This window comes from Kribbella sp. NPDC054772, assembly GCF_053611945.1.
Map to the genome: position 1 here is coordinate 17,693 of NZ_JBSHBJ010000005.1, position 17,311 is coordinate 35,003.

The window sequence follows — 17,311 nt, forward strand, 5'->3', positions numbered from 1 at the left end:
CACCAGAGTCGTGCAGCCGCACCAATCCGGGCGGCGGTACGCCGAACCCCGTACCCGGGACCCCCGCGAGCAGCCCCGCCCGCCCCGGCGCCCCCCCCCCCCTCCGCGGTCAGCTCTAGCTCTGACCGAGCTCCGACTTCAGAGCGACGAACCACTCCACGCCCGGGTCGAACTCCTTGCCGCCGGCGATCCGCGGGAACTCGATCGCGCGCAGCTCGTCGCCACGCTCCTCGTCGTGGCCGACCACGCCGGACTCACCGCGCAGCGCCGCGTCGACGGCGTAGTCGGTGCACTCCTTGATCAGCGCGAGGTCGCGGTCGTTGGCCGCGGCCGAGCGGCTGAAGTACCCGCTCTTCTGCACCATCGTCTTCTCGGCGCCGATCCGCTCCGCGAACTGCTTCGCGAACCACGCACCTGGGTTGATGGTGTCCAGCTTGACGTGCCCGAACGGGTCCCGCCCGACCTCCTCGCCGCGCGCCTCCATCTCGGCCACGATCGACGGTACGCCGGCGCCCTCGGACAGGAAGATGTTGACGCAGTCCTCGGAGTCCATCACCTTGCGCAGCCGCTCGGCCTCGGCGTCCAGGTCGATCGTTGCCTCCGGCACGTACACCGCGTGCACCGACCAGCCGCCCTTGGTCAGGCCGATGCCCGGGTTCCACTCCTGCTCGTCGACCCACTGCTGGTAGGCCTGTGCCGTTGCCGCGGTCAACCATCCGCAGTTCCGGCCCATCACCTCGTGGACGATCAGCATCCGCGGGTTCGAGCTGTGCTCGGCGATGATGTTGCGGGCGAACAGCGCGCCCTGCTCGGCCGCGGTCCAGGCGCCCAGGCTCTGCCGGATCGGGATCACGTCGTTGTCGATGGTCTTCGGCAGGCCGACGACCGTCAGGTCGTAGTCGTGCTCGTGCAGGTACGCCGCGAGGTCGGCGGCCGTGGTGTTGGTGTCGTCACCGCCGATGGTGTGCAGGACGTCGACACCGTCCGCGACCAGCCGCTCGGCGGCGACCTGGAGGGCGTTCTGCCCGTCCTGGATCAGGCCGCGCTTGACCAGGTCGGCGGTGTTGGTCAGCTTCACCCGGCTGTTGCCGATCGGGCTGCCGCCGAACTTGTGCAGCACCGACGCCTGCTCCCGCACCTCCGGGGTGACGTCGAGGAACCGGCCGCTGAGCAGGCCGTGGTACCCGTTCAGGTAGGCGATGATCTCCACGTCGGGCGCGACTTCGGTGTAGCGCTCGATCAGTCCGCCGACGGCGGACGACAGGCAGGGCGCGAGCCCGCCGGCGGTGAGCAGGGCAACTCTGCGGACAGACTTGTCGGCAGCCATGGTCCAGGTCCTTCCGGGAGTGTCGCTGAAATCGCCACCAGACTAGTGATGCAGACCACTCTTGAGGGTGGTTGGGGTTCACCCAACGGACAGCGGGACGCTCCGTGGCGGGACGGGCGTGGACACGATGAAGGAACTCGTCGTCTGGCCGTGGATCAGGAACTTGTCGAGGACGTCCTCGAGGGCGGCGATCTCGGGGACCTGGACGCGCATCAGGAAGCAGTCCTCGCCGGAGATCCGGTGGCACTCGACGACCTCCGGCGTCCGTCCGGCCAGTTCGATGATCTTCGGGATCTGATTCGGCCCGGGCCGGAGTCGCACCCAGGCCGCGACCGGCCGGCCGAGCGCCGCCGGGTCGACGTCGAGGCGGTACCCGCGGATCACGCCGGACTCCTCCAGCCGAGCGACCCGCTCCCGGATCGTCGGCGTCGACACCCCGAGCCGGCGAGCGAGCTCGGTGGTCCGCAGCCGGGGATCCGCCGTCAGCTCGTTCAGAATCCGGGTATTGAGCTCATCCAGCACGGGACTTCTCATTTCGGTAAGCAAGACCGCCTCCTCGGCTCCGAACTGCCATGGAATCACCGAACGTCCGTTTCTACTGTAGTGACCGTGCCTTCACTCGTCGAAGCTCCGTCCCGCACCGGTCTCGCGACGGGCGCCGCCGCGGTCACGGTCGTCCTGTGGGCGTCGTCCTTCGTCGCCATCCGGCACGCCGGCGCGGAGTTCTCCGCGGGCTCCCTGGCCCTGGCCCGGCTCGGACTGGGCAGCGTCTTCCTCGGCGCACTCCTACTCACCCGGCCGCGCCCAGAGCCTTCCGTACGCCGTTGGCCCGCGCACCGCGACTGGCTGCCGCTGATCGCGTGTGGCGTGCTCTGGTTCGGCGTCTACAACCTGGCCCTGAACGAGGCCGAGCGCCGCCTCGACGCCGGTACGTCGGCCATGCTCGTCCACATCGCCCCACTACTGATCGCCGTACTCGCAGGCATCGGTCTCGGTGAGGGCTTTCCCAAACAGCTGGTGATCGGCGGTCTGGTCTCGTTCGCCGGCATCGTCGTCATCGGTACGTCGACCTCCAACGGCAACGCCGAGACCTGGGGCGTCGTCCTCTGCGTCGTCGCCGCGATCTCGTACGCCGTGGGTGTGGTGACGCAGAAGCCACTCCTGAGTCGGCTACCGGCCGCTGAAGTCACGTGGCTCGCCTGCACCATCGGTGCGGTCATCTGCCTGCCGTTCGCGCCCACTCTGGTCAGTGAGCTGCGCACTGCCGACGCAGCGACCATCTGGTGGGCCGTGTACCTCGCAGCGTTCCCCACTGCTCTCGGCTTCACCACGTGGGCCTTTGCGCTCCGCCGTACCAGCGCCGGTCGGATGGGCGTCACCGTGTACGCCGTACCGGCTGTCGCCATCGTGCTCGGGTGGCTGTTCCTTGGTGAGGCTCCAACCGTTTTGGCCTTGGCCGGTGGCGCACTGTGCCTCGCCGGGGTCGCAATCTCCAGGAGGACTGCATGAAGTTCGGTGTGTTCGTTCCGCAGGGCTGGCGGATGGATCTGGTCGAGCTGGCGGACCCGGTCGAGCAGTGGGAGGCAATGACCGCTGTGGCCAAGGCAGCCGACGCAGGTCCGTGGGACTCGATCTGGCTGTTCGATCACTTCCACACCGTGCCTGAGCCGGTCCGCGAGACCGTCTTCGAGATGTGGACCACGACGGCCGCACTGGCGCGCGACACGACCCGGGTGAACCTGGGCCAGCTTGTGGGCTGCAACGGGTACCGCAACCCCGCACTGCTCGCCAAGATGGCCGCCACGGTCGATGTCGCCAGCCACGGCCGCATGTACGCCGGTATCGGCGCAGGCTGGTCGGAGCACGAGTGGAAGGCCTACGGGTACCCCTGGACCAGCCAGAAGGAGCGGATGGGTTCCTTCGTCGAGGCCGTCGAACTCATCCACCGCATGTGGACAGAGGACGACGTGGAGTTCCAGGGGCAGTACCACGCGGTCGACAAGCCGTACGTCGTCCCGCGGCGCAAACCGAAGCTGTGGATCGGTGGGGGCGGCGAGCGGGTGACGCTGCGACTCGTGGCGAAGTACGGCGACGCCTGCAACGTCGGGACCGGGCGGGTGGACGTCATCGAGCGGAAGCTCGCCATCCTGCGGCAGCACTGCGAGGAGGTCGGCCGCGACTACGACGAGATCACCAAGTCGACCAGTCTGAACGTCTTCCCGGTCGAGGCGGGCGCGGACCCGGTCAGCGCGACGGCCAAGGCACGCGGGCGGTACAGCCTGGAGGAGTTCCTGGAGATCGGCTCCGGCGGGACGTCGCACGTGCTGGCGGAGGTGGTCACGACGAAACAGCTGAGTGAGCACGTGGAACGCCTCGCCGAGGCCGGCATCGACTACGTGATCTCGTACATCCCCGGCGTCGCCTACGACCACGAACCAATGCAGCGGTTCGCAGAGGACGTCGTACCCCAGTTCAGCTGAGCGAACGCAGGTGCTGGTGGATGCCGTCGTACGCCGTCACCTGCGGGAGCAGCCGCTTCGGGATCTTGGTGACCACGCTGTAGTTGGCGTCGACCACGTTGGCCAGTGGGACCTCGCTGACCTGGCTGAGCAGTTGGTACGCGTCGAGCTTGTCCAGGCCGTAGAGCGAGCCGAGCCAGTTGACCATGTCGACCTGACCAGCCCGCCAGGCGTCCTCGAGCGGCCGGCTCGACCCGACGACGGCCAGGTAGTCGTCACTCTCCAACCGCGGCCAGACCGGTCCGGGCGTCTTCAGCAGGTCGACGATCAGTACGACGTTCATCGCGCCCTCGACCGCCGTACCGCAGGACTCGCCCTCACCCTGGCGGTAGTGGCCGTCACCGACGGAGAACAGGGCACCCTCGACGTTGACCCTCAGGTAGCAGGTTGTGCCGGCCCGCATCTCGGGCGTGTCCATGTTGCCGCCGAACGTGTCCGGCACCAGCGCCGAGCGAACCTCACCACCCGCCGGTGCCACTCCGACCGTGCCGAGCATCGGCTCCAGCGGCAGCGCCACCTCCAGGTCGCTGCCCTGCGCCTGGAACCCGACGGTCTGCCGAGCACTGTCCACCTCGTAGATCCAGGTCCGCTCCGGTAGCGGGTCCTGCAGCGTGGCGGTCCGGTCGGTGCTGGTCAGCCCGCCGAAGAACGGGATGGTGGCCGAGGCGCCCCAGCTCCGTGCGGGCGTCAGCTCGACGAGGTGCAGCACCAGCGTGTCGCCCGGTTCGGCACCCTCGACGTAGAACGGGCCCGTCTGCGGGTTCACGAACGGCATGTTCAGCGAGGCGCTCGCGAGGTCCGACGTACTGCGCAGGCTCCCGCCGAACGCGTCCTCGGTCCACAGGCGCAGCGCAGTACCGGGATTGACCCGGCGAACCGGTGGGACGCCTCCGAAGGTCCAGGCGAAGTCGGCGGGCTCGGGGGTGAATTCCAGAACGTCCACGCTTGGCAACTTAAGGTGTACAGGAGGTATTGGGCGAGCGATCAGCGGGTTCTCAGGCGATTCTCACAGTTGCGACTTACTCTCGGTTGCGGAACTTCGAGCGGAGCGGGGCAGACGATGCGGGTACTGGTGGTGGACGACGACCGGGCGGTCCGGGACTCGCTGCGCCGTTCGCTGGAGTTCAACGACTTCGAGGTGGTGACCGCGTCCGACGGCGCCGAGGCGCTCGCGGTGATCGGCAACGTCGAGCCGGACGTCGTCGTGATGGACGTGATGATGCCGCGGCTGGACGGGCTCGAGACCACCAAGGCCTTGCGGGCCGCCGGCAACAATGTGCCGATCCTGGTGCTCACCGCGCGGGACGCGGTCGCGGACCGGGTTGACGGCCTGGACGCCGGCGGCGACGACTACCTGACCAAGCCGTTCGCGCTCGAGGAGCTGCTGGCCCGGCTGCGGGCGCTGCTGCGCCGCAGCACCACGCCCGGCGAGGGCGGCCAGCGCGGCGAAGTGCTGCAGTACGCCGACCTCGTGGTCGACGTCGACGCGCACGAGGTGCACCGCGGTGACATGCCGATCCAGCTCACCCGCACCGAGTTCTCGCTGCTGGAGCTGCTGATCCGCAACCCGCGCCGCGTGCTCGAGCGCGCCGTCATCCTGGACGCGGTCTGGGGCTACGACTTCCCGACCACGGCGAACTCGCTCGAGGTCTACATCGGATACCTGCGCCGCAAGACCGAGGTGAACGGTCTGCCCCGGCTGATCCACACCGTCCGCGGCATCGGATACGTACTGAGAGACACCCCACCGTGAGTCAGCAGCACCCTGGCGACTTCCCGTCGTACGCCGATCGGGAGTCGCAACCGCAGGCGCAACCGCAACCCGAACGGCCCGTTGCCAGTAGCAATGGAAGTCGTGTGGCCGCGACCGCGGCCCGGACCCAGAACTGGTGGAACGAGACGCTCCACAAGCTGAGTCTGCATGCCCGCGTGACGCTGCTCGCGGCAGTCGCGGTCGGGCTCGCGGTGGCGATCGTGAGCGTCGCGGCGTACATCACGGTGCGTCAGCAGATGTACCAGAACCTCGACGACAGCCTGATCCAGCGCGCCGGCCAGGCGTCCCAGAAGGGCGTCCTGACCAACCTGGAGAACCTGCGCCGTGCCTCCGCGGACGCGCTCGGCCTGAGTGACATCCGGGTCGGCGTGCTGAGCGCCGACGGCGTCCAGTACGGCGCCCAGAACAGCCCGCTGCCGCCCATGGGGGACGACGAGCTGCAGATCGCCCGCGACCAGGGCAACCAGGCGAGCCTGCGCACTGTGGGCGTCCGGAACGGTCCGCACTACCGCGTTGTCGCGGTCGCGGCCCGCTACTGTCCGGCCGGGTACAGCAACGAGTGCCAGGAGGACGCGAACTTCCTGCAACCCGGTGCGCTCGTGGTCGCGCAGTCGCTGGGGTCGATCGACCAGACCCTGCACAACCTGGGCATCGTGCTGTGGGCGTTCGGCCTGATCGGTGTCATCGGCGCCGCACTGGCCGGCAATGCCGTCGCCCGGTCCGGTCTACGGCCGCTGGCCCGGCTGACCGGTGCGGCCGAGCACGTCGCACGGACGGAGGACCTGAAACCCATCCCAGTGGCGGGGACGGACGAGATCTCCCGGCTGGCGAATGCGTTCAACGCGATGCTGGGTGCGCTCGCGCAGTCCCGCGACCGCCAGCGCCGCCTTGTCGGTGACGCCGGCCACGAGCTGCGCACTCCGCTCACCAGCGTGCGGACGAACCTGGATCTGCTCGCTCAGGCCGACAAACGCGGCGGTCTCCGTCCCGAGGATCGCCAGCAGCTACTGGACGACGTACGCGCTCAGATGGACGAGCTGACGACGCTGATCGGCGACCTGACCGAGCTGGCCCGCGACACACCTCAGGTGCGCAACGCGGAGCTGATCGAGCTCTCCAACGTCGTTGAAGACGCAGTGCTGAAGGTACGCCGACGCGCGCCCGGGCTGGAGTGGGACGTCGAGCTGTCTCCGTTCCCGGTGTGGGGTGACGAGCGGCTGCTGGGGCGTGCCGTGACCAACCTGCTGGACAACGCCGCGAAGTACAGCGTTCCTGAGGACTCGGAGCAGCACAGCGACGGGCAGTCCGTCGGGCACGTGACGGTGCGCCTGCAGGACGGCGTACTGACGGTGACCGACTCCGGGCCGGGCATCGCCGAGGCCGACCTGCCGCACGTGTTCGAGCGGTTCTACCGCTCCAGCGAGGCGCGCAGCCGCCCCGGATCGGGCCTCGGCCTGGCGATCGTGAAGCATGCGGCGGAGCAGCACGGCGGGATGATCTACGCGCGAAACGTGCCCGGAGCCGGGGCGCAGTTCACGCTCTGGCTGCCGCACGCGGCGACGCAGAGTCGCTGACAGGTTCCCAACAGATCCTTCAGGGGATCTTCACAGAGTTCTTCGGCCACTCCGAGCGGATCTTCAGGGGCCTCTCAGGTCCGGCCGACACAGTAATTGCCATGACCGAGAACCAGCCGCAGCAGCCAAACCAGCCCGGCCAGAACCCACAGGGACCGCAGGGGCCGGAGCGGACGCAGCAGTTGCCGATGTACGGGCAGCATCAGCAACAGCAGTACGCGCCGCAGGGTGGGCAGCCACGGCCGGAGTCGGGGCCGCAAGGGCAGCGGCCGGGCCAGTACCCCGCAGGTGGGGGTGGCTACCCGCAGTTCGGGGCTCCGGGGACGCATCGGGGGACGTCTCCGGAGCCGAACTGGCCCTTCGGACCGCAGCCCGCGGCGGCCACGGCCACGGCCAAGCCGAAGCGGCGCGCCGGACTGGCGCTGGTGGCGCTGACCGCGCTTCTGGTCGGTACGGCGGGCGGTGTCGGGGGCGCGGCCGTCTACTCGGCCACCAACGACCACACCGCGAACACCCCGTCGGTGACCGCCCCGCTGAACGGCAACCAGGCGGCACCGGTGTCGACGCCGGACGGCTCGGTGCAGAGCGCCGCCGCGAAGGTACTGCCGAGCGTGGTGAAGATCGCGGTCGCGACCCAGCAGGGTGAGGCGACCGGGTCCGGCATCGTGATCAGCAAGGACGGCCTGATCGTCACCAACAACCACGTGGTCTCGGGCGCCGGGCAGGGCGCGAAGCTGAGCGTGGTGCTGAACGACGGCCGGACGGTATCAGCCACGGTCAAGGGCACCGACCCGCTCACCGACCTCGCCGTCATCCACGCCGACGCGACCGATCTGACGCCGGCCACGCTGGGGCAGAGCGGCAAGCTGGCGGTCGGCCAGGGCGTGGTCGCGATCGGCTCGCCGTTCGGCCTGGAGGCGACCGTGACCAGCGGTATCGTCTCGGCCCTGAACCGGCCGGTGACCTCGGGCGACTCGCAGCAGGACAGTACGACAGTCTTTCCAGCAATCCAGACGGACGCCGCGATCAATCCGGGGAACTCCGGCGGCGCCCTGATCGACCTCGCCGGCCAGGTGGTCGGTATCAACAGCGCGATCAAGACCGCCGGCGGATCGGGACAATCCGAAGGCGGCAACATCGGCCTGGGCTTCGCGATTCCGATCGACCAGGCCAAGCCGATCGTCGACGAACTGGTGGCCAAGGGCAAGGCCACGCATGCGCGGCTCGGTGTGACGGTCGGCGACGCGCAGTCCTCCGACGGGCTCACGAACGGAGCACGCCTCGGCGAGGTCACGTCCGGCGGTGCGGCGGACAAAGCCGGTCTCCAGTCAGGTGATGTGGTGACCGCTGTGGACGGCAAGGCGATCTCGTCAGGGGACGCGCTGGTCGCCGCTGTCCGTTCGCACCGCCCGGGCGACCAGGTGAAGCTCACGCTCACCCGCAGTGGCAAGGCCCAGACCATCACCGCCACACTCGGCTCCGACAACGGGAACCCAACCGGCTGACCAAGCGTCCAACCCAATACCGGACTGCGCCGCCCACCGAGCGGCGCAGTCCTTCTTTGTGACCGGTACGGTCCTGGCATGAGCTATGAGCAGCGGCCGCCGTTGGTGGCGGACGAGCGGACGCAGTTGGTGGGCTGGCTGGACCTGCAGCGCGCGCTGGTACGGCGGAAGCTGGAAGGGCTGGCGGAGGCCGACGAACGCCGGGCGGTGTTTCCGACGTCGCCGTTGATGACGCCGGTCGGGCTGGTGTCGCACCTGCGCTGGACCGAGCACTGCTGGTTCAACGTGATCTTCCTGGGTGAGCCGGAGGCAGCCAACCCGCAGTTCCGGAAGGAGCCGAAGAGCGCCGACTGGCTGGTGGAGGACGGCGTACCGCTGGCTCAGCTGCTGGACGAGTTCGACGCGCAGTGGGCGGAGTCGAACGAGATCACCGCGGCGCACTCCCTGGACGATGTGGCGAAGGACGCGGAGTTCCAGCCGACGCTGCGGTGGATCGTCATCCACATGGTCGAGGAGGTCGGCCGGCACCTCGGGCATCTCGACACCATGCGGGAGCTGCTCGACGGGCAGAAGGGGTATTACTAGTCGTCGTGGAGATTCGGCGCGCGGAGGACCGGTTCCGGACTGCGAGTGAGTGGTTGGACTCTCGGCACTCGTTTTCGTTTGGGGAGTTTTACGATCCGGCGAATGTCGGGTTCGGGTTCCTGATGGCGCACAACGACGAGACGGTGGCGCCGGGGAGCGGGTTCGGGACGCATCCGCACCAGGACCTGGAGATCGTCACCTGGGTACTGCGGGGCGCCCTGGCGCACCGCGACTCGCAGGGGAACAGCGGCGCGATCCACCCCGGCCTGGCGCAGCGGATGAGCGCCGGCTCCGGGATCCAGCACTCGGAGTGGAACGACGGCACCGAGCCCGTCCACTACATCCAGATGTGGGTCCGCCCGGACCGCTTCGACCTGCCGCCGTCGTACGAGCAGGCCGAACTCGACCTGACCACCGGCGAGCTGATCCCGGTCGCCTCCGGGCTCGCCAAGCACGCGACGTCCACCGCGATTCGCATCAACCAGCCGTCCGCCGGTCTGTCGGTCGCGCGACTCGCCCCCGGCGGATCGGTCGAGCTGCCGCAGGCGCCGTACCTGCATCTGTTCGTCGCGAGCGGCACGGCACAGCTCGAGGGCGCGGGCGATCTCGGCACGGCGGACGCCGTACGCCTCACCGGCTCGGACGGGGAGCGCGTCACCGCGGGCCCGGCAGGAGCGGAACTGCTCCTCTGGGAGATGGTCGGCTAGCACCCCTCACCAGGCCTGCGCGGGCCGCCACCACTGCCCCGGCCCGGTCGCTGCCAGCGCGAGGCTCGGATCAGCGAGTACGTCGTCACGCCGCAGCCCCGGCAGCACCTGGTACCGGATCGTCGCGGTATCGCAGACAAGCGCGAGCGGCCACCACAGGGAACGCAGGTAGGCCTCGGCCTGAGCCGGCCCGTCCCAGTCATAACAACCGCGGTACATCCCGAACTCGTCGGCGGCGAACCACAGCTTCGACACGAACCCCGGGAAGCCGACGAACAGCGGGGTGTTCAGCAGGCTCTCGGCCCGGAACCACCGATGCCCCTGCCCGCGGACGAACCGGAGGCTGAACCCGACGATCAACACGCACGGATCCAGCGGCTCAGCCCCGGTCAGCACCGTCTCCCGGTAGACCCACGAGCTCGAGCCGTCCGCGAACCGCACCCACACCCCGACCCGCTCCCGAGGCTGCCGGACCCGTCCCTGGGCCAGCTGTACGCCGGTCCGCGCCGCGCATCTCGCCAGTCGCGGCAATGCCGTCGGTAGCCGGAAGTGCTGCACGTCTCCGACCATGGCGACCTCCCATCCACCACGGTCGGCCCGCGAACGGCCCGCGACAACGCCGGAAGGACCCCGTCGCGCGGGACCTTCGGCTAGTCGGCTTGTTCGCTCATCGTCCAGACGTGCCGCAACGACTGGCCGGCGACGCCCTCGGGGTTCTGGGCGAAGCCCTCGACGAACTGGCTCATGTGTTGCTGCCAGCGCTGGTCGGTCGGATCGTTGCGGAGGTATGCGACCGCCGCCTCGAAGTCGTCGGACACGACCAGGTGGAAGAGGTCGCGGCCGCTGCGCCAGATCGACCAGTCGCTGATGCCCGCGGCGTGCATCGCGGTGATCAGCTCCGGCCAGACGCGGGCGTGCTCGATCTCGTAGGCCTCTTCGGTACCGGGAATCAGGCGGCTGTGCAGCGCAAGGCGGGTCACAAAGGTGCAGGATACGCCGCGCGCGGCACGCGTGGAACGCGGTTCCAAAATCTCGGTGGACCTCTTCGCCGCCGATTCACGCAGCCTCTCGCCCCCGATTCGCACCGCCTCTGCCGCCAACTCCTGAGCGGTCAGGGGCGTCGTACTTGGGTGGATTGAGTAGTTTCGCCCTGGTGGCGAAGCGGCCACACGCCGAAGACTGTGCCCCGGTGTCCATCCGTCGTCGTGCGAGAGTTGGGAAAGTGAAGCGAACCACTGCGATCGTCTGTCTGAGTAGTCTGCTGATCACTGCCGGGTGTTCGGACAGCAAATCCGGCGGCGGCAAGTCCGGGAGCGACGAGCAGCAGGCGTCGGGTGCGGTGATCAAGCAGTTCGCCGACGCCTGGGTGAAGGCCTGGGCGCCAGAGGGGAAGCCGGACGCGGCCGGGGCGCTCACCGACAACCCGACGGTGTTCGCCAAGCGGCTCGACGACGTCGACAGCGCGCTCGTCGCGAGCACCGTGACGGTGGCTCCGCAGGGTGACCCGAAGTGCAGCGACGGGAACAACTGCACGCAGGAGCTCGCCGTCGAGGCGCAACTGCGCGGCATCGGCACGATGAAGTGGACCAGTACGGCGACCGCGGTGAAGACCGGCGACGCCTGGAAGGTGAAGGCCGCGGGCGACACGATCTACCCCGGCCTCGGCGACAACAACTACCTGAAGCGGGTCCGCGCGCTGCCGGCCCGCGCCTCGATCCTGGACCGCAACGGGGTCGCCCTGACCGCGAACCGGCAGGTCGTGATCGTCGGCGTCGCGGCGGGGACCAAGGCCACCGCGGCGACGTACGCGGCGTTCACGAAGTACCTCGATGTGGACGGCACGAAGCTCGCCGCGCGGGCGAAGGCGGCGCCGGCCGGCCAGTTCGTGGACGCGATCACGATCCGGGCCGAGGAGTGGGAGGCGCTCCGGCCGACGATGAGCAAGCTGCCGGGTGTGCTCACCATGGGCGGCACCCAGTCGCTGCCGCCGAACGCGACGTTCGCCCGGTCGCTCATCGGCACCATGAAGACCGCGACCGCGGACACGCTGAAGAACGCCGGCCCGACCGCGTCCACCCAGGACCAGGTCGGCACGACGGGCCTGCAGTACGCGTTCCAGCAGCAGCTCGCCGGTACGCCGGGCGGCACGGTCACGCTGCGGGACGGCAAGACGAAGCTGACGATCAAGACCGTCTTCAGCCAGCAGGGCACCGCCGGCAAGCCGGTGAAGACCACGCTGGACACGAACATGCAGAAGACCGCCGAGGCCGCGCTGGCGACCAGCAAGCTGCCGGCGTCGCTGGTCGCGGTGCAGGCGTCCACCGGCCAGATCCTGGCGGCCGCGAACGGCCCGCAGGTGGCGAGCTACAACCGCGCCTTCCAGGGTCGCTACGCACCGGGCTCGACGTTCAAGATCGTCACCTCGGCGGCGCTGCTCGGCAACGGTGAGACCGCGGCGACCCCGCTCCCGTGCACGGACACCATCAACGTGTTCGGTAAGACCTTCAAGAACTACGACGCGCTCGCGGCGTACGGCGCGGGCACGATGCAGAAGGCGTTCAACGAGTCCTGCAACACCGCGTTCATCTCGCAGCACGCGCGGCTGCCGAAGGACGGGATGACCAAGGCCGCGGCGATGTTCGGCATCGGGCGCGACCTGAACCTGTCGCTCTCGGCGTACGGCGGTCAGGTCCCGGCGCCGAAGGACGACGTCGAGGAAGCGGCCTCGATGATCGGCCAGGGCACGGTCACCGCCAGCCCGCTGGCGATCTCGCTGGTCGCCGCCACGGTCGACCACGGGACCGCGATGAAGCCGGTGCTGGTGCCGGGCAAGGACGCGGCCGGCGCGGCCGCCTCACCGTTGCCCGCAGCAACTGTCGCGGCGCTGCGGACGTTCATGCGGACGACGGTCACCGGTGGTACCGCGAAGGTGCTGGCCGGGAACGGCGCGGTCGCCGCGAAGACCGGTACCGCGGAGGTCGTCGTGAACGGCAAGGTCACCACGAACGCCTGGATGGCCGGCTACCGCGGCGATGTCGCGTTCGCGGTCATCGTGGAGGGTGGCGAGTCCGGTTCGCACACGGCCGGCCCGATCCTGAAGACGTTCCTGTCCAGCTTCAAGTAGGAAGTTCCTGAGAGTTGGCTGAAAGCCCGCGATGACGGGGATTTCGTCACTTACCGTTTCCGGATGGAAAGCCTGACGTGTCCCAAGTGTCATGGGCCGATGCGGACGTACGAACGCAGCGGCATCACCGTCGACCAGTGCGGTGACTGCCGCGGCATCTTCCTCGACCGCGGTGAACTCGAGCGACTGGTGGACGCGGAGGCTCGGTTCAACGGGCCACCGCGCCGCGAGGAGAAGCACCACGACGACCGGCGGTACGACGAGCGTCGCGACGACGACCGCCGGTACAGCAACCAGCAGTACTCGAACCAGCAGCACCCGCGGAAGAAGAAGAAATCCTTCCTGGAGGATCTCTTCGACTGAGCTACCGCTGTACGGCGATCACGGTGCCCTGAGCGACGGCGCACAGCGTCTCGGCGTCGTCGGCCACCGTGCGGAGCTCACACGTGCACGTCGCCTGCCGGCGGCCCGCGTGCACCACCTTCGCCTCGGCCCGGAGCAGCGTGCCCCGGGCCGGGCGGAGGTAGCTGATCGTGAACCCACCGGTCAGCACCTCCGGGCCGAGCGCCGTACCGCCCGCGAACGTGAGGGCGTTGTCGGCGGCATAACCGAGGACGCCGCCGTGCAGGAACCCGTTCTGCTGCAGGAGATCCGGCCGGATGTCGAGCTCCAGCGTCGCGCCCCCGTCGCCGAACGCCGTCACCCGCGCGCCCAGCAACACGCTGAACGGCTGCGTCGCCAAGAGCTTCTGCGCCATCTCCAACGTCAAGTCCGCCACCCGCGCACGATATGTCAGTTGCTGCAACGCAGTGCGGAGGTTGCTGTGTCGCGGGTGTGCGAGGTCTAGGGTCAGGAGCGTGACGACGCCCTCGGTGCAGCTGCGCCCGATTACCGATGCCGACTACCCGAGCTGGATGGAGCGCGCCGCGGCGTCGTTCGCGGCCGGGATCGGCCCGGCCCGTGGACTGAGCGCCGACGAAGCGCTGGCGTTGGCGTACGAGGAGACCGAGAAGCTGCTCCCGGAAGGGCCGGCCACCGACCAGCAGCTGATCTGGATCGCCTGGGCGGGCGACGAACCGGTCGGCAGCCTGTGGATCAGCACCCGGTCGCGGGTGCCGTTCATCTACGGCATCGAGGTGGACAGCCGGCAGCGCGGCAAGGGGTACGGACGCGCGATCATGCTGGCCGCGGAGGACGAGTGCCGCCGCCTGGGCTACACCCAACTGGACCTGAACGTCTTCGGCGACAACGGTCCGGCGATCGCGCTGTACGACTCGCTCGACTACGCCGTGACCTCCCAGCAGATGCGCAAGTCCCTCTGAAACTCGCTGGACGACGCTTTCCCGGTCGGCTTACCGTGGCGGTGGCAGCCGCACTCGAAAGGACCCACAGGGAGCGATGTCGACACCCCGCCGAGAGATCGGCTGATTCGGTGGTCGTCCTGCGCTCTGCGCGTTGCGCGGTGGCGCTGCCCGGTCCGACAGTCAACCGACTCTTTCGAAAGCGGTGTTGCTTCCGTGACGCCTGTTCACGACCTTCCGCCTGTTATCGCGGCGCATGATCTGACCAAGACCTACACCTTTCACAAGCAGCAGGCCGGGCTCGGCGGGGCGCTGAAGAGCCTGGTCAGACGCAAGTACGAGACCCGGCTCGCCGTCGACCGGATCGGCTTCGAGATCGGCCGGGGTGAGGTCGTCGGCCTGCTCGGCCCGAACGGCGCCGGCAAGACGACCACGCTGAAGATGCTGTCCGGCCTGCTGTACACCACCTCCGGCGACCTCGAGGTGCTCGGCCACACGCCGTCCGACCGCAAGCACGACTACCTGCGCCGGATCGCGCTCGTGATGGGCCAGAAGACGATGCTGTGGTGGGACGTCCCGGCGATGGAGAGCCTCCTGCTGCACAAGGACATGTACGGCCTGTCCACCGCGGAGTTCGACCGCAACGTCGCCGAACTCGCGGAGCTGCTCGACGTCGAGCACCTGCTGAACGTCCAGGTCCGCAAGACCTCGCTCGGTGAGCGGATGAAGCTCGAGCTGATGGCCGCGCTCGTGCACGGCCCGGAGATCCTGTTCCTGGACGAGCCGACGATCGGCCTGGACGTCGTCGCGAAGGCGCGGGTCCGGTCCTTCCTGGCGGAGCTGAACCGGCTCCGCGGTACGACGGTCCTGATCACCAGCCACGACATGGACGACATCGAGGCGCTCTGCTCGCGGGTGATGATCATCGACCACGGGCGACTGCAGTTCGACGGCGCACTCGACGAGCTGGTCCGGACCGCGCGACCACGCAAGCTCGTGCGAGCGACGTACGCGACGCCGGTCGACGGTGCGCCGCTCGCCGGGTTCGACGGGGTCACGGCGGTCGACGTGTCCGGGCAGACGGTGAAGCTCGAGGCCGACCGGGAGCGGGCCGGTGCGGTGATGGAGCAGCTGACGCGGCTCGGTCCGCTGGTCGACCTGGATGTCGCGGACGCCGACGTCGAGGACATCATGCGGGAGCTGTTCCAGCGCCGGAGCTCGCTGTGAGGAGCACCGTCGTACGGAACCTCCGCGTCGTACGGCGGATGACGGCGGGCGAGATCGCGCAGCAGTCGGTGTACCGCGGGGCGTGGGTGATCTTCATGCTCGCGAACATCTGCGTGCCGATCATCTCGCTGCTGATCTGGCGGACGGCCCTCGCGAACGGGGCCCAGTTGCCGGTCGACGAGCGGTACGTGACGACGTACTTCGTGCTGCTCGGGTTCGTCACGATGGCGACGTCGTCGTGGATGGCCGGGTTCCTCGCGAACGACATCCGGCTCGGGAAGCTGTCCAGCTGGATGGTGCGGCCGGCGTCGCTGCTGGTCGGGTTCGTCGCGAACAACCTGTCGGAGAAGTTCCTGAAGCTGTTCGCGCTGGTGCCGATGATCGGCATCGTCTGGTGGATCTTCCGCGACTCGATGAACATCCCGGCCGGCCCCGGTCGTTGGGTTCTGTTCGCGATCAGCATCCTGCTCGGGGCGGTGCTGGTGTTCACGATCGACATCCTGATCGCCGCGCTGGCGTTCTGGATGGACGACGTGAGCGCGCTCGTACAGGCCCGGGTGATCATCGCGAGCGTCCTGTCCGGGGCCGTCGTACCGCTGGCGCTGATGCCGGACTGGTCGCGCGGGTTCGTCGACCACCAGCCGTTCCGGTACACGGTGTCGTTCCCGGTCGAGATCGTCGCGGGTCAACTCACCGGCAGCGAACTGGCATCCGGCCTGGCGATCCAGTTCGGGTACGTCGTCGTACTCGGGGTGCTCGCCCGGCTCGTCTGGGCCGCGGGGATCCGCGCGTACTCGGCGGTGGGCGCATGAGCATGCACACCGAGGAGCGGCAGCCGCTCGACCGTAGCTGGGCGCACAAGCAGTGGCGGCATGTGCGGTTGTGGCGGCGGTTTCTCGGGCAGGCCGTGGTCCGTGAGACGCACTACCGGGCGCATTTCCTGACCACGTTGCTCGTCGGGCTGGTCCAGCTCGGGCTGGGGATCGTGCCGACGTTGCTGCTGTTCGGGTTCACGTCCGAGGTGCACGGGTGGTCCCGGGCGGAGGTGATCGCGCTGGTCGGGGTGTTCCAGATCGTCACCGGGCTGCTCGCGACCTTCGTCGCGCCGAACCTGAACCGCATGACGACGTACCTGACCGAAGGGGAGCTCGACGGCGTGCTGCTGCGGCCGGTGTCGAGTCAGTTCTACCTGACGCTGCGGTGGATCAACGTCGCCGAGCTGACGAACGTTGCCAGTGGCATCGTCGTGCTCGTGATCGGGCTGGTGCAGTCGGGGATCCGGCCGAGTGCCGGGCAGGTGCTGCAGGCCGTCGTACTCGTCGGATGTGGGCTGGTGCTGCTCACCGCGGTGTGGTCGGCGATGTCGTTTCTGGCGTTCTGGCTGCAGTCGGTCGGGCCGATCGGGGTGGTGTTCCTCAGCCTGGCGGAGGCCGGGCGGTATCCGCTGGTGTTCTTCCCGGTCGCGGTGCGAACGTTCCTGACGTTCGCGTTCCCGGTGGCGTTCGCGACGACGTACCCGGTGCGGGCGATGGCCGGTGACCTCGGGTGGGGAACCGTCGCGCTCGGGATCGCGCTCGCGGTGGTGGCGACGTTGCTCGTCCGGTTGTTGTGGCGGCGCGGGCTGCTGACGTACTCCAGTGCGTCCAGCTGATGTGGTTACCTGTGACG

Annotated in this window: 19 protein-coding genes; 13 read left to right on the plus strand and 6 right to left on the minus strand. The window is 68.9% G+C overall.

Annotation, left to right across the window (positions count from 1 at the left end; all coding sequences use genetic code 11):
* Positions 1–115: 115 nt before the first annotated feature.
* Together ACWGID_RS10355 and ACWGID_RS10360 are read right to left on the minus strand one after the other, a co-directional pair.
* Positions 116–1,327 carry a pyrophosphate--fructose-6-phosphate 1-phosphotransferase gene (locus tag ACWGID_RS10355; protein ID WP_452196125.1) on the minus strand — a complete coding sequence of 404 codons (1,212 nt, stop codon included), beginning with the start codon at positions 1,325–1,327 and terminating at the stop codon, positions 116–118.
* Positions 1,328–1,405: 78 nt separating this feature from the next.
* A complete protein-coding gene (locus ACWGID_RS10360) occupies positions 1,406–1,861 on the minus strand; it encodes an Lrp/AsnC family transcriptional regulator (RefSeq protein ID WP_452196126.1) in 456 nt (151 codons plus the stop codon).
* Between the two features lie 75 nt (positions 1,862–1,936).
* Here ACWGID_RS10360 and ACWGID_RS10365 point away from each other — a divergent pair, with 75 nt between their 5' ends.
* Both ACWGID_RS10365 and ACWGID_RS10370 read left to right on the plus strand, forming a co-directional pair.
* Positions 1,937–2,836: a DMT family transporter gene (locus tag ACWGID_RS10365; RefSeq protein ID WP_452196127.1), complete on the plus strand. Its 900-nt coding sequence runs from the start codon at positions 1,937–1,939 to the stop codon at positions 2,834–2,836.
* A complete protein-coding gene (locus tag ACWGID_RS10370; protein ID WP_452196128.1) occupies positions 2,833–3,807 on the plus strand; it encodes a TIGR03560 family F420-dependent LLM class oxidoreductase in 975 nt (324 codons plus the stop codon). Before ACWGID_RS10365 ends, ACWGID_RS10370 begins: the two co-directional genes overlap by 4 nt.
* Here the strand turns inward: ACWGID_RS10370 and ACWGID_RS10375 are convergent.
* Positions 3,800–4,789, minus strand: a complete 990-nt coding sequence (locus ACWGID_RS10375; protein ID WP_452196129.1) for an acetamidase/formamidase family protein — start codon at positions 4,787–4,789, stop codon at positions 3,800–3,802. The genes ACWGID_RS10370 and ACWGID_RS10375 overlap by 8 nt on opposite strands.
* Positions 4,790–4,906: 117 nt before the next feature.
* Here ACWGID_RS10375 and ACWGID_RS10380 point away from each other — a divergent pair, with 117 nt between their 5' ends.
* The 5 genes from ACWGID_RS10380 to ACWGID_RS10400 all read left to right on the plus strand — a co-directional run bounded on the left by ACWGID_RS10380 (position 4,907) and on the right by ACWGID_RS10400 (position 9,991).
* On the plus strand, positions 4,907–5,599 hold the full coding sequence (locus ACWGID_RS10380; RefSeq protein ID WP_387769088.1) for a response regulator transcription factor: 693 nt from the start codon (positions 4,907–4,909) through the stop codon (positions 5,597–5,599).
* A 104-nt stretch (positions 5,600–5,703) separates the two neighbouring features.
* Positions 5,704–7,194 carry a sensor histidine kinase gene (locus ACWGID_RS10385; protein ID WP_452196130.1) on the plus strand — a complete coding sequence of 497 codons (1,491 nt, stop codon included), beginning with the start codon at positions 5,704–5,706 and terminating at the stop codon, positions 7,192–7,194.
* Between the two features lie 101 nt (positions 7,195–7,295).
* Positions 7,296–8,699, plus strand: a complete 1,404-nt coding sequence (locus tag ACWGID_RS10390) for a S1C family serine protease (protein ID WP_452196131.1) — start codon at positions 7,296–7,298, stop codon at positions 8,697–8,699.
* 78 nt (positions 8,700–8,777) lie between these two features.
* The gene (locus ACWGID_RS10395) at positions 8,778–9,284 is read left to right on the plus strand and encodes a DinB family protein (protein ID WP_452196132.1); all 507 of its coding nucleotides are present in this window, start codon (positions 8,778–8,780) and stop codon (positions 9,282–9,284) included.
* A 5-nt stretch (positions 9,285–9,289) separates the two neighbouring features.
* Complete coding sequence (locus ACWGID_RS10400; RefSeq protein WP_452196133.1) at positions 9,290–9,991, plus strand: pirin family protein; 702 nt, start codon at positions 9,290–9,292, stop codon at positions 9,989–9,991.
* Positions 9,992–9,997: 6 nt separating this feature from the next.
* Here ACWGID_RS10400 and ACWGID_RS10405 read toward each other — a convergent pair whose 3' ends face one another.
* Entirely contained in the window at positions 9,998–10,561 is a 564-nt protein-coding gene (locus ACWGID_RS10405; protein ID WP_452196134.1) for a hypothetical protein, read from the minus strand.
* 80 nt (positions 10,562–10,641) lie between these two features.
* The gene (locus tag ACWGID_RS10410) at positions 10,642–10,971 is read right to left on the minus strand and encodes an L-rhamnose mutarotase (RefSeq protein WP_452196135.1); all 330 of its coding nucleotides are present in this window, start codon (positions 10,969–10,971) and stop codon (positions 10,642–10,644) included.
* Between the two features lie 242 nt (positions 10,972–11,213).
* Here ACWGID_RS10410 and ACWGID_RS10415 point away from each other — a divergent pair, with 242 nt between their 5' ends.
* Both ACWGID_RS10415 and ACWGID_RS10420 read left to right on the plus strand, forming a co-directional pair.
* Positions 11,214–13,115 (plus strand): penicillin-binding transpeptidase domain-containing protein, encoded by a 1,902-nt coding sequence (locus tag ACWGID_RS10415; RefSeq protein WP_452196136.1) that lies wholly within the window; start codon positions 11,214–11,216, stop codon positions 13,113–13,115.
* 63 nt (positions 13,116–13,178) lie between these two features.
* On the plus strand, positions 13,179–13,478 hold the full coding sequence (locus tag ACWGID_RS10420) for a TFIIB-type zinc ribbon-containing protein (RefSeq protein WP_452196137.1): 300 nt from the start codon (positions 13,179–13,181) through the stop codon (positions 13,476–13,478).
* Between the two features lies 1 nt (position 13,479).
* Here ACWGID_RS10420 and ACWGID_RS10425 read toward each other — a convergent pair whose 3' ends face one another.
* Entirely contained in the window at positions 13,480–13,893 is a 414-nt protein-coding gene (locus ACWGID_RS10425) for a PaaI family thioesterase (RefSeq protein ID WP_452196138.1), read from the minus strand.
* 79 nt (positions 13,894–13,972) lie between these two features.
* Here ACWGID_RS10425 and ACWGID_RS10430 point away from each other — a divergent pair, with 79 nt between their 5' ends.
* The 4 genes from ACWGID_RS10430 (at position 13,973) to ACWGID_RS10445 (ending at position 17,294) form a co-directional block, all read left to right on the plus strand.
* On the plus strand, positions 13,973–14,437 hold the full coding sequence (locus tag ACWGID_RS10430; RefSeq protein ID WP_452196139.1) for an N-acetyltransferase family protein: 465 nt from the start codon (positions 13,973–13,975) through the stop codon (positions 14,435–14,437).
* 195 nt (positions 14,438–14,632) lie between these two features.
* Positions 14,633–15,643, plus strand: a complete 1,011-nt coding sequence (locus tag ACWGID_RS10435; RefSeq protein ID WP_452196140.1) for an ABC transporter ATP-binding protein — start codon at positions 14,633–14,635, stop codon at positions 15,641–15,643.
* Positions 15,640–16,455: an ABC transporter permease gene (locus tag ACWGID_RS10440; protein ID WP_452196141.1), complete on the plus strand. Its 816-nt coding sequence runs from the start codon at positions 15,640–15,642 to the stop codon at positions 16,453–16,455. Before ACWGID_RS10435 ends, ACWGID_RS10440 begins: the two co-directional genes overlap by 4 nt.
* On the plus strand, positions 16,452–17,294 hold the full coding sequence (locus ACWGID_RS10445) for an ABC transporter permease (RefSeq protein WP_452196142.1): 843 nt from the start codon (positions 16,452–16,454) through the stop codon (positions 17,292–17,294). Before ACWGID_RS10440 ends, ACWGID_RS10445 begins: the two co-directional genes overlap by 4 nt.
* Positions 17,295–17,311: the final 17 nt, after the last annotated feature.

Excerpts from the sequence above, each read along its gene's own strand:
- ACWGID_RS10355 (WP_452196125.1), bottom strand. The coding sequence starts at position 1,327 with ATGGCTGCCGACAAGTCTGTCCGCAGAGTTGCCCTGCTCACCGCCGGC.
- ACWGID_RS10360 (WP_452196126.1), bottom strand. The coding sequence starts at position 1,861 with ATGAGAAGTCCCGTGCTGGATGAGCTCAATACCCGGATTCTGAACGAG.
- ACWGID_RS10370 (WP_452196128.1), top strand. The coding sequence starts at position 2,833 with ATGAAGTTCGGTGTGTTCGTTCCGCAGGGCTGGCGGATGGATCTGGTC.
- ACWGID_RS10380 (WP_387769088.1), top strand. The coding sequence starts at position 4,907 with ATGCGGGTACTGGTGGTGGACGACGACCGGGCGGTCCGGGACTCGCTG.
- ACWGID_RS10390 (WP_452196131.1), top strand. The coding sequence starts at position 7,296 with ATGACCGAGAACCAGCCGCAGCAGCCAAACCAGCCCGGCCAGAACCCA.
- ACWGID_RS10395 (WP_452196132.1), top strand. The coding sequence starts at position 8,778 with ATGAGCTATGAGCAGCGGCCGCCGTTGGTGGCGGACGAGCGGACGCAG.
- ACWGID_RS10405 (WP_452196134.1), bottom strand. The coding sequence starts at position 10,561 with ATGGTCGGAGACGTGCAGCACTTCCGGCTACCGACGGCATTGCCGCGA.
- ACWGID_RS10420 (WP_452196137.1), top strand. The coding sequence starts at position 13,179 with ATGGAAAGCCTGACGTGTCCCAAGTGTCATGGGCCGATGCGGACGTAC.
- ACWGID_RS10445 (WP_452196142.1), top strand. The coding sequence starts at position 16,452 with ATGAGCATGCACACCGAGGAGCGGCAGCCGCTCGACCGTAGCTGGGCG.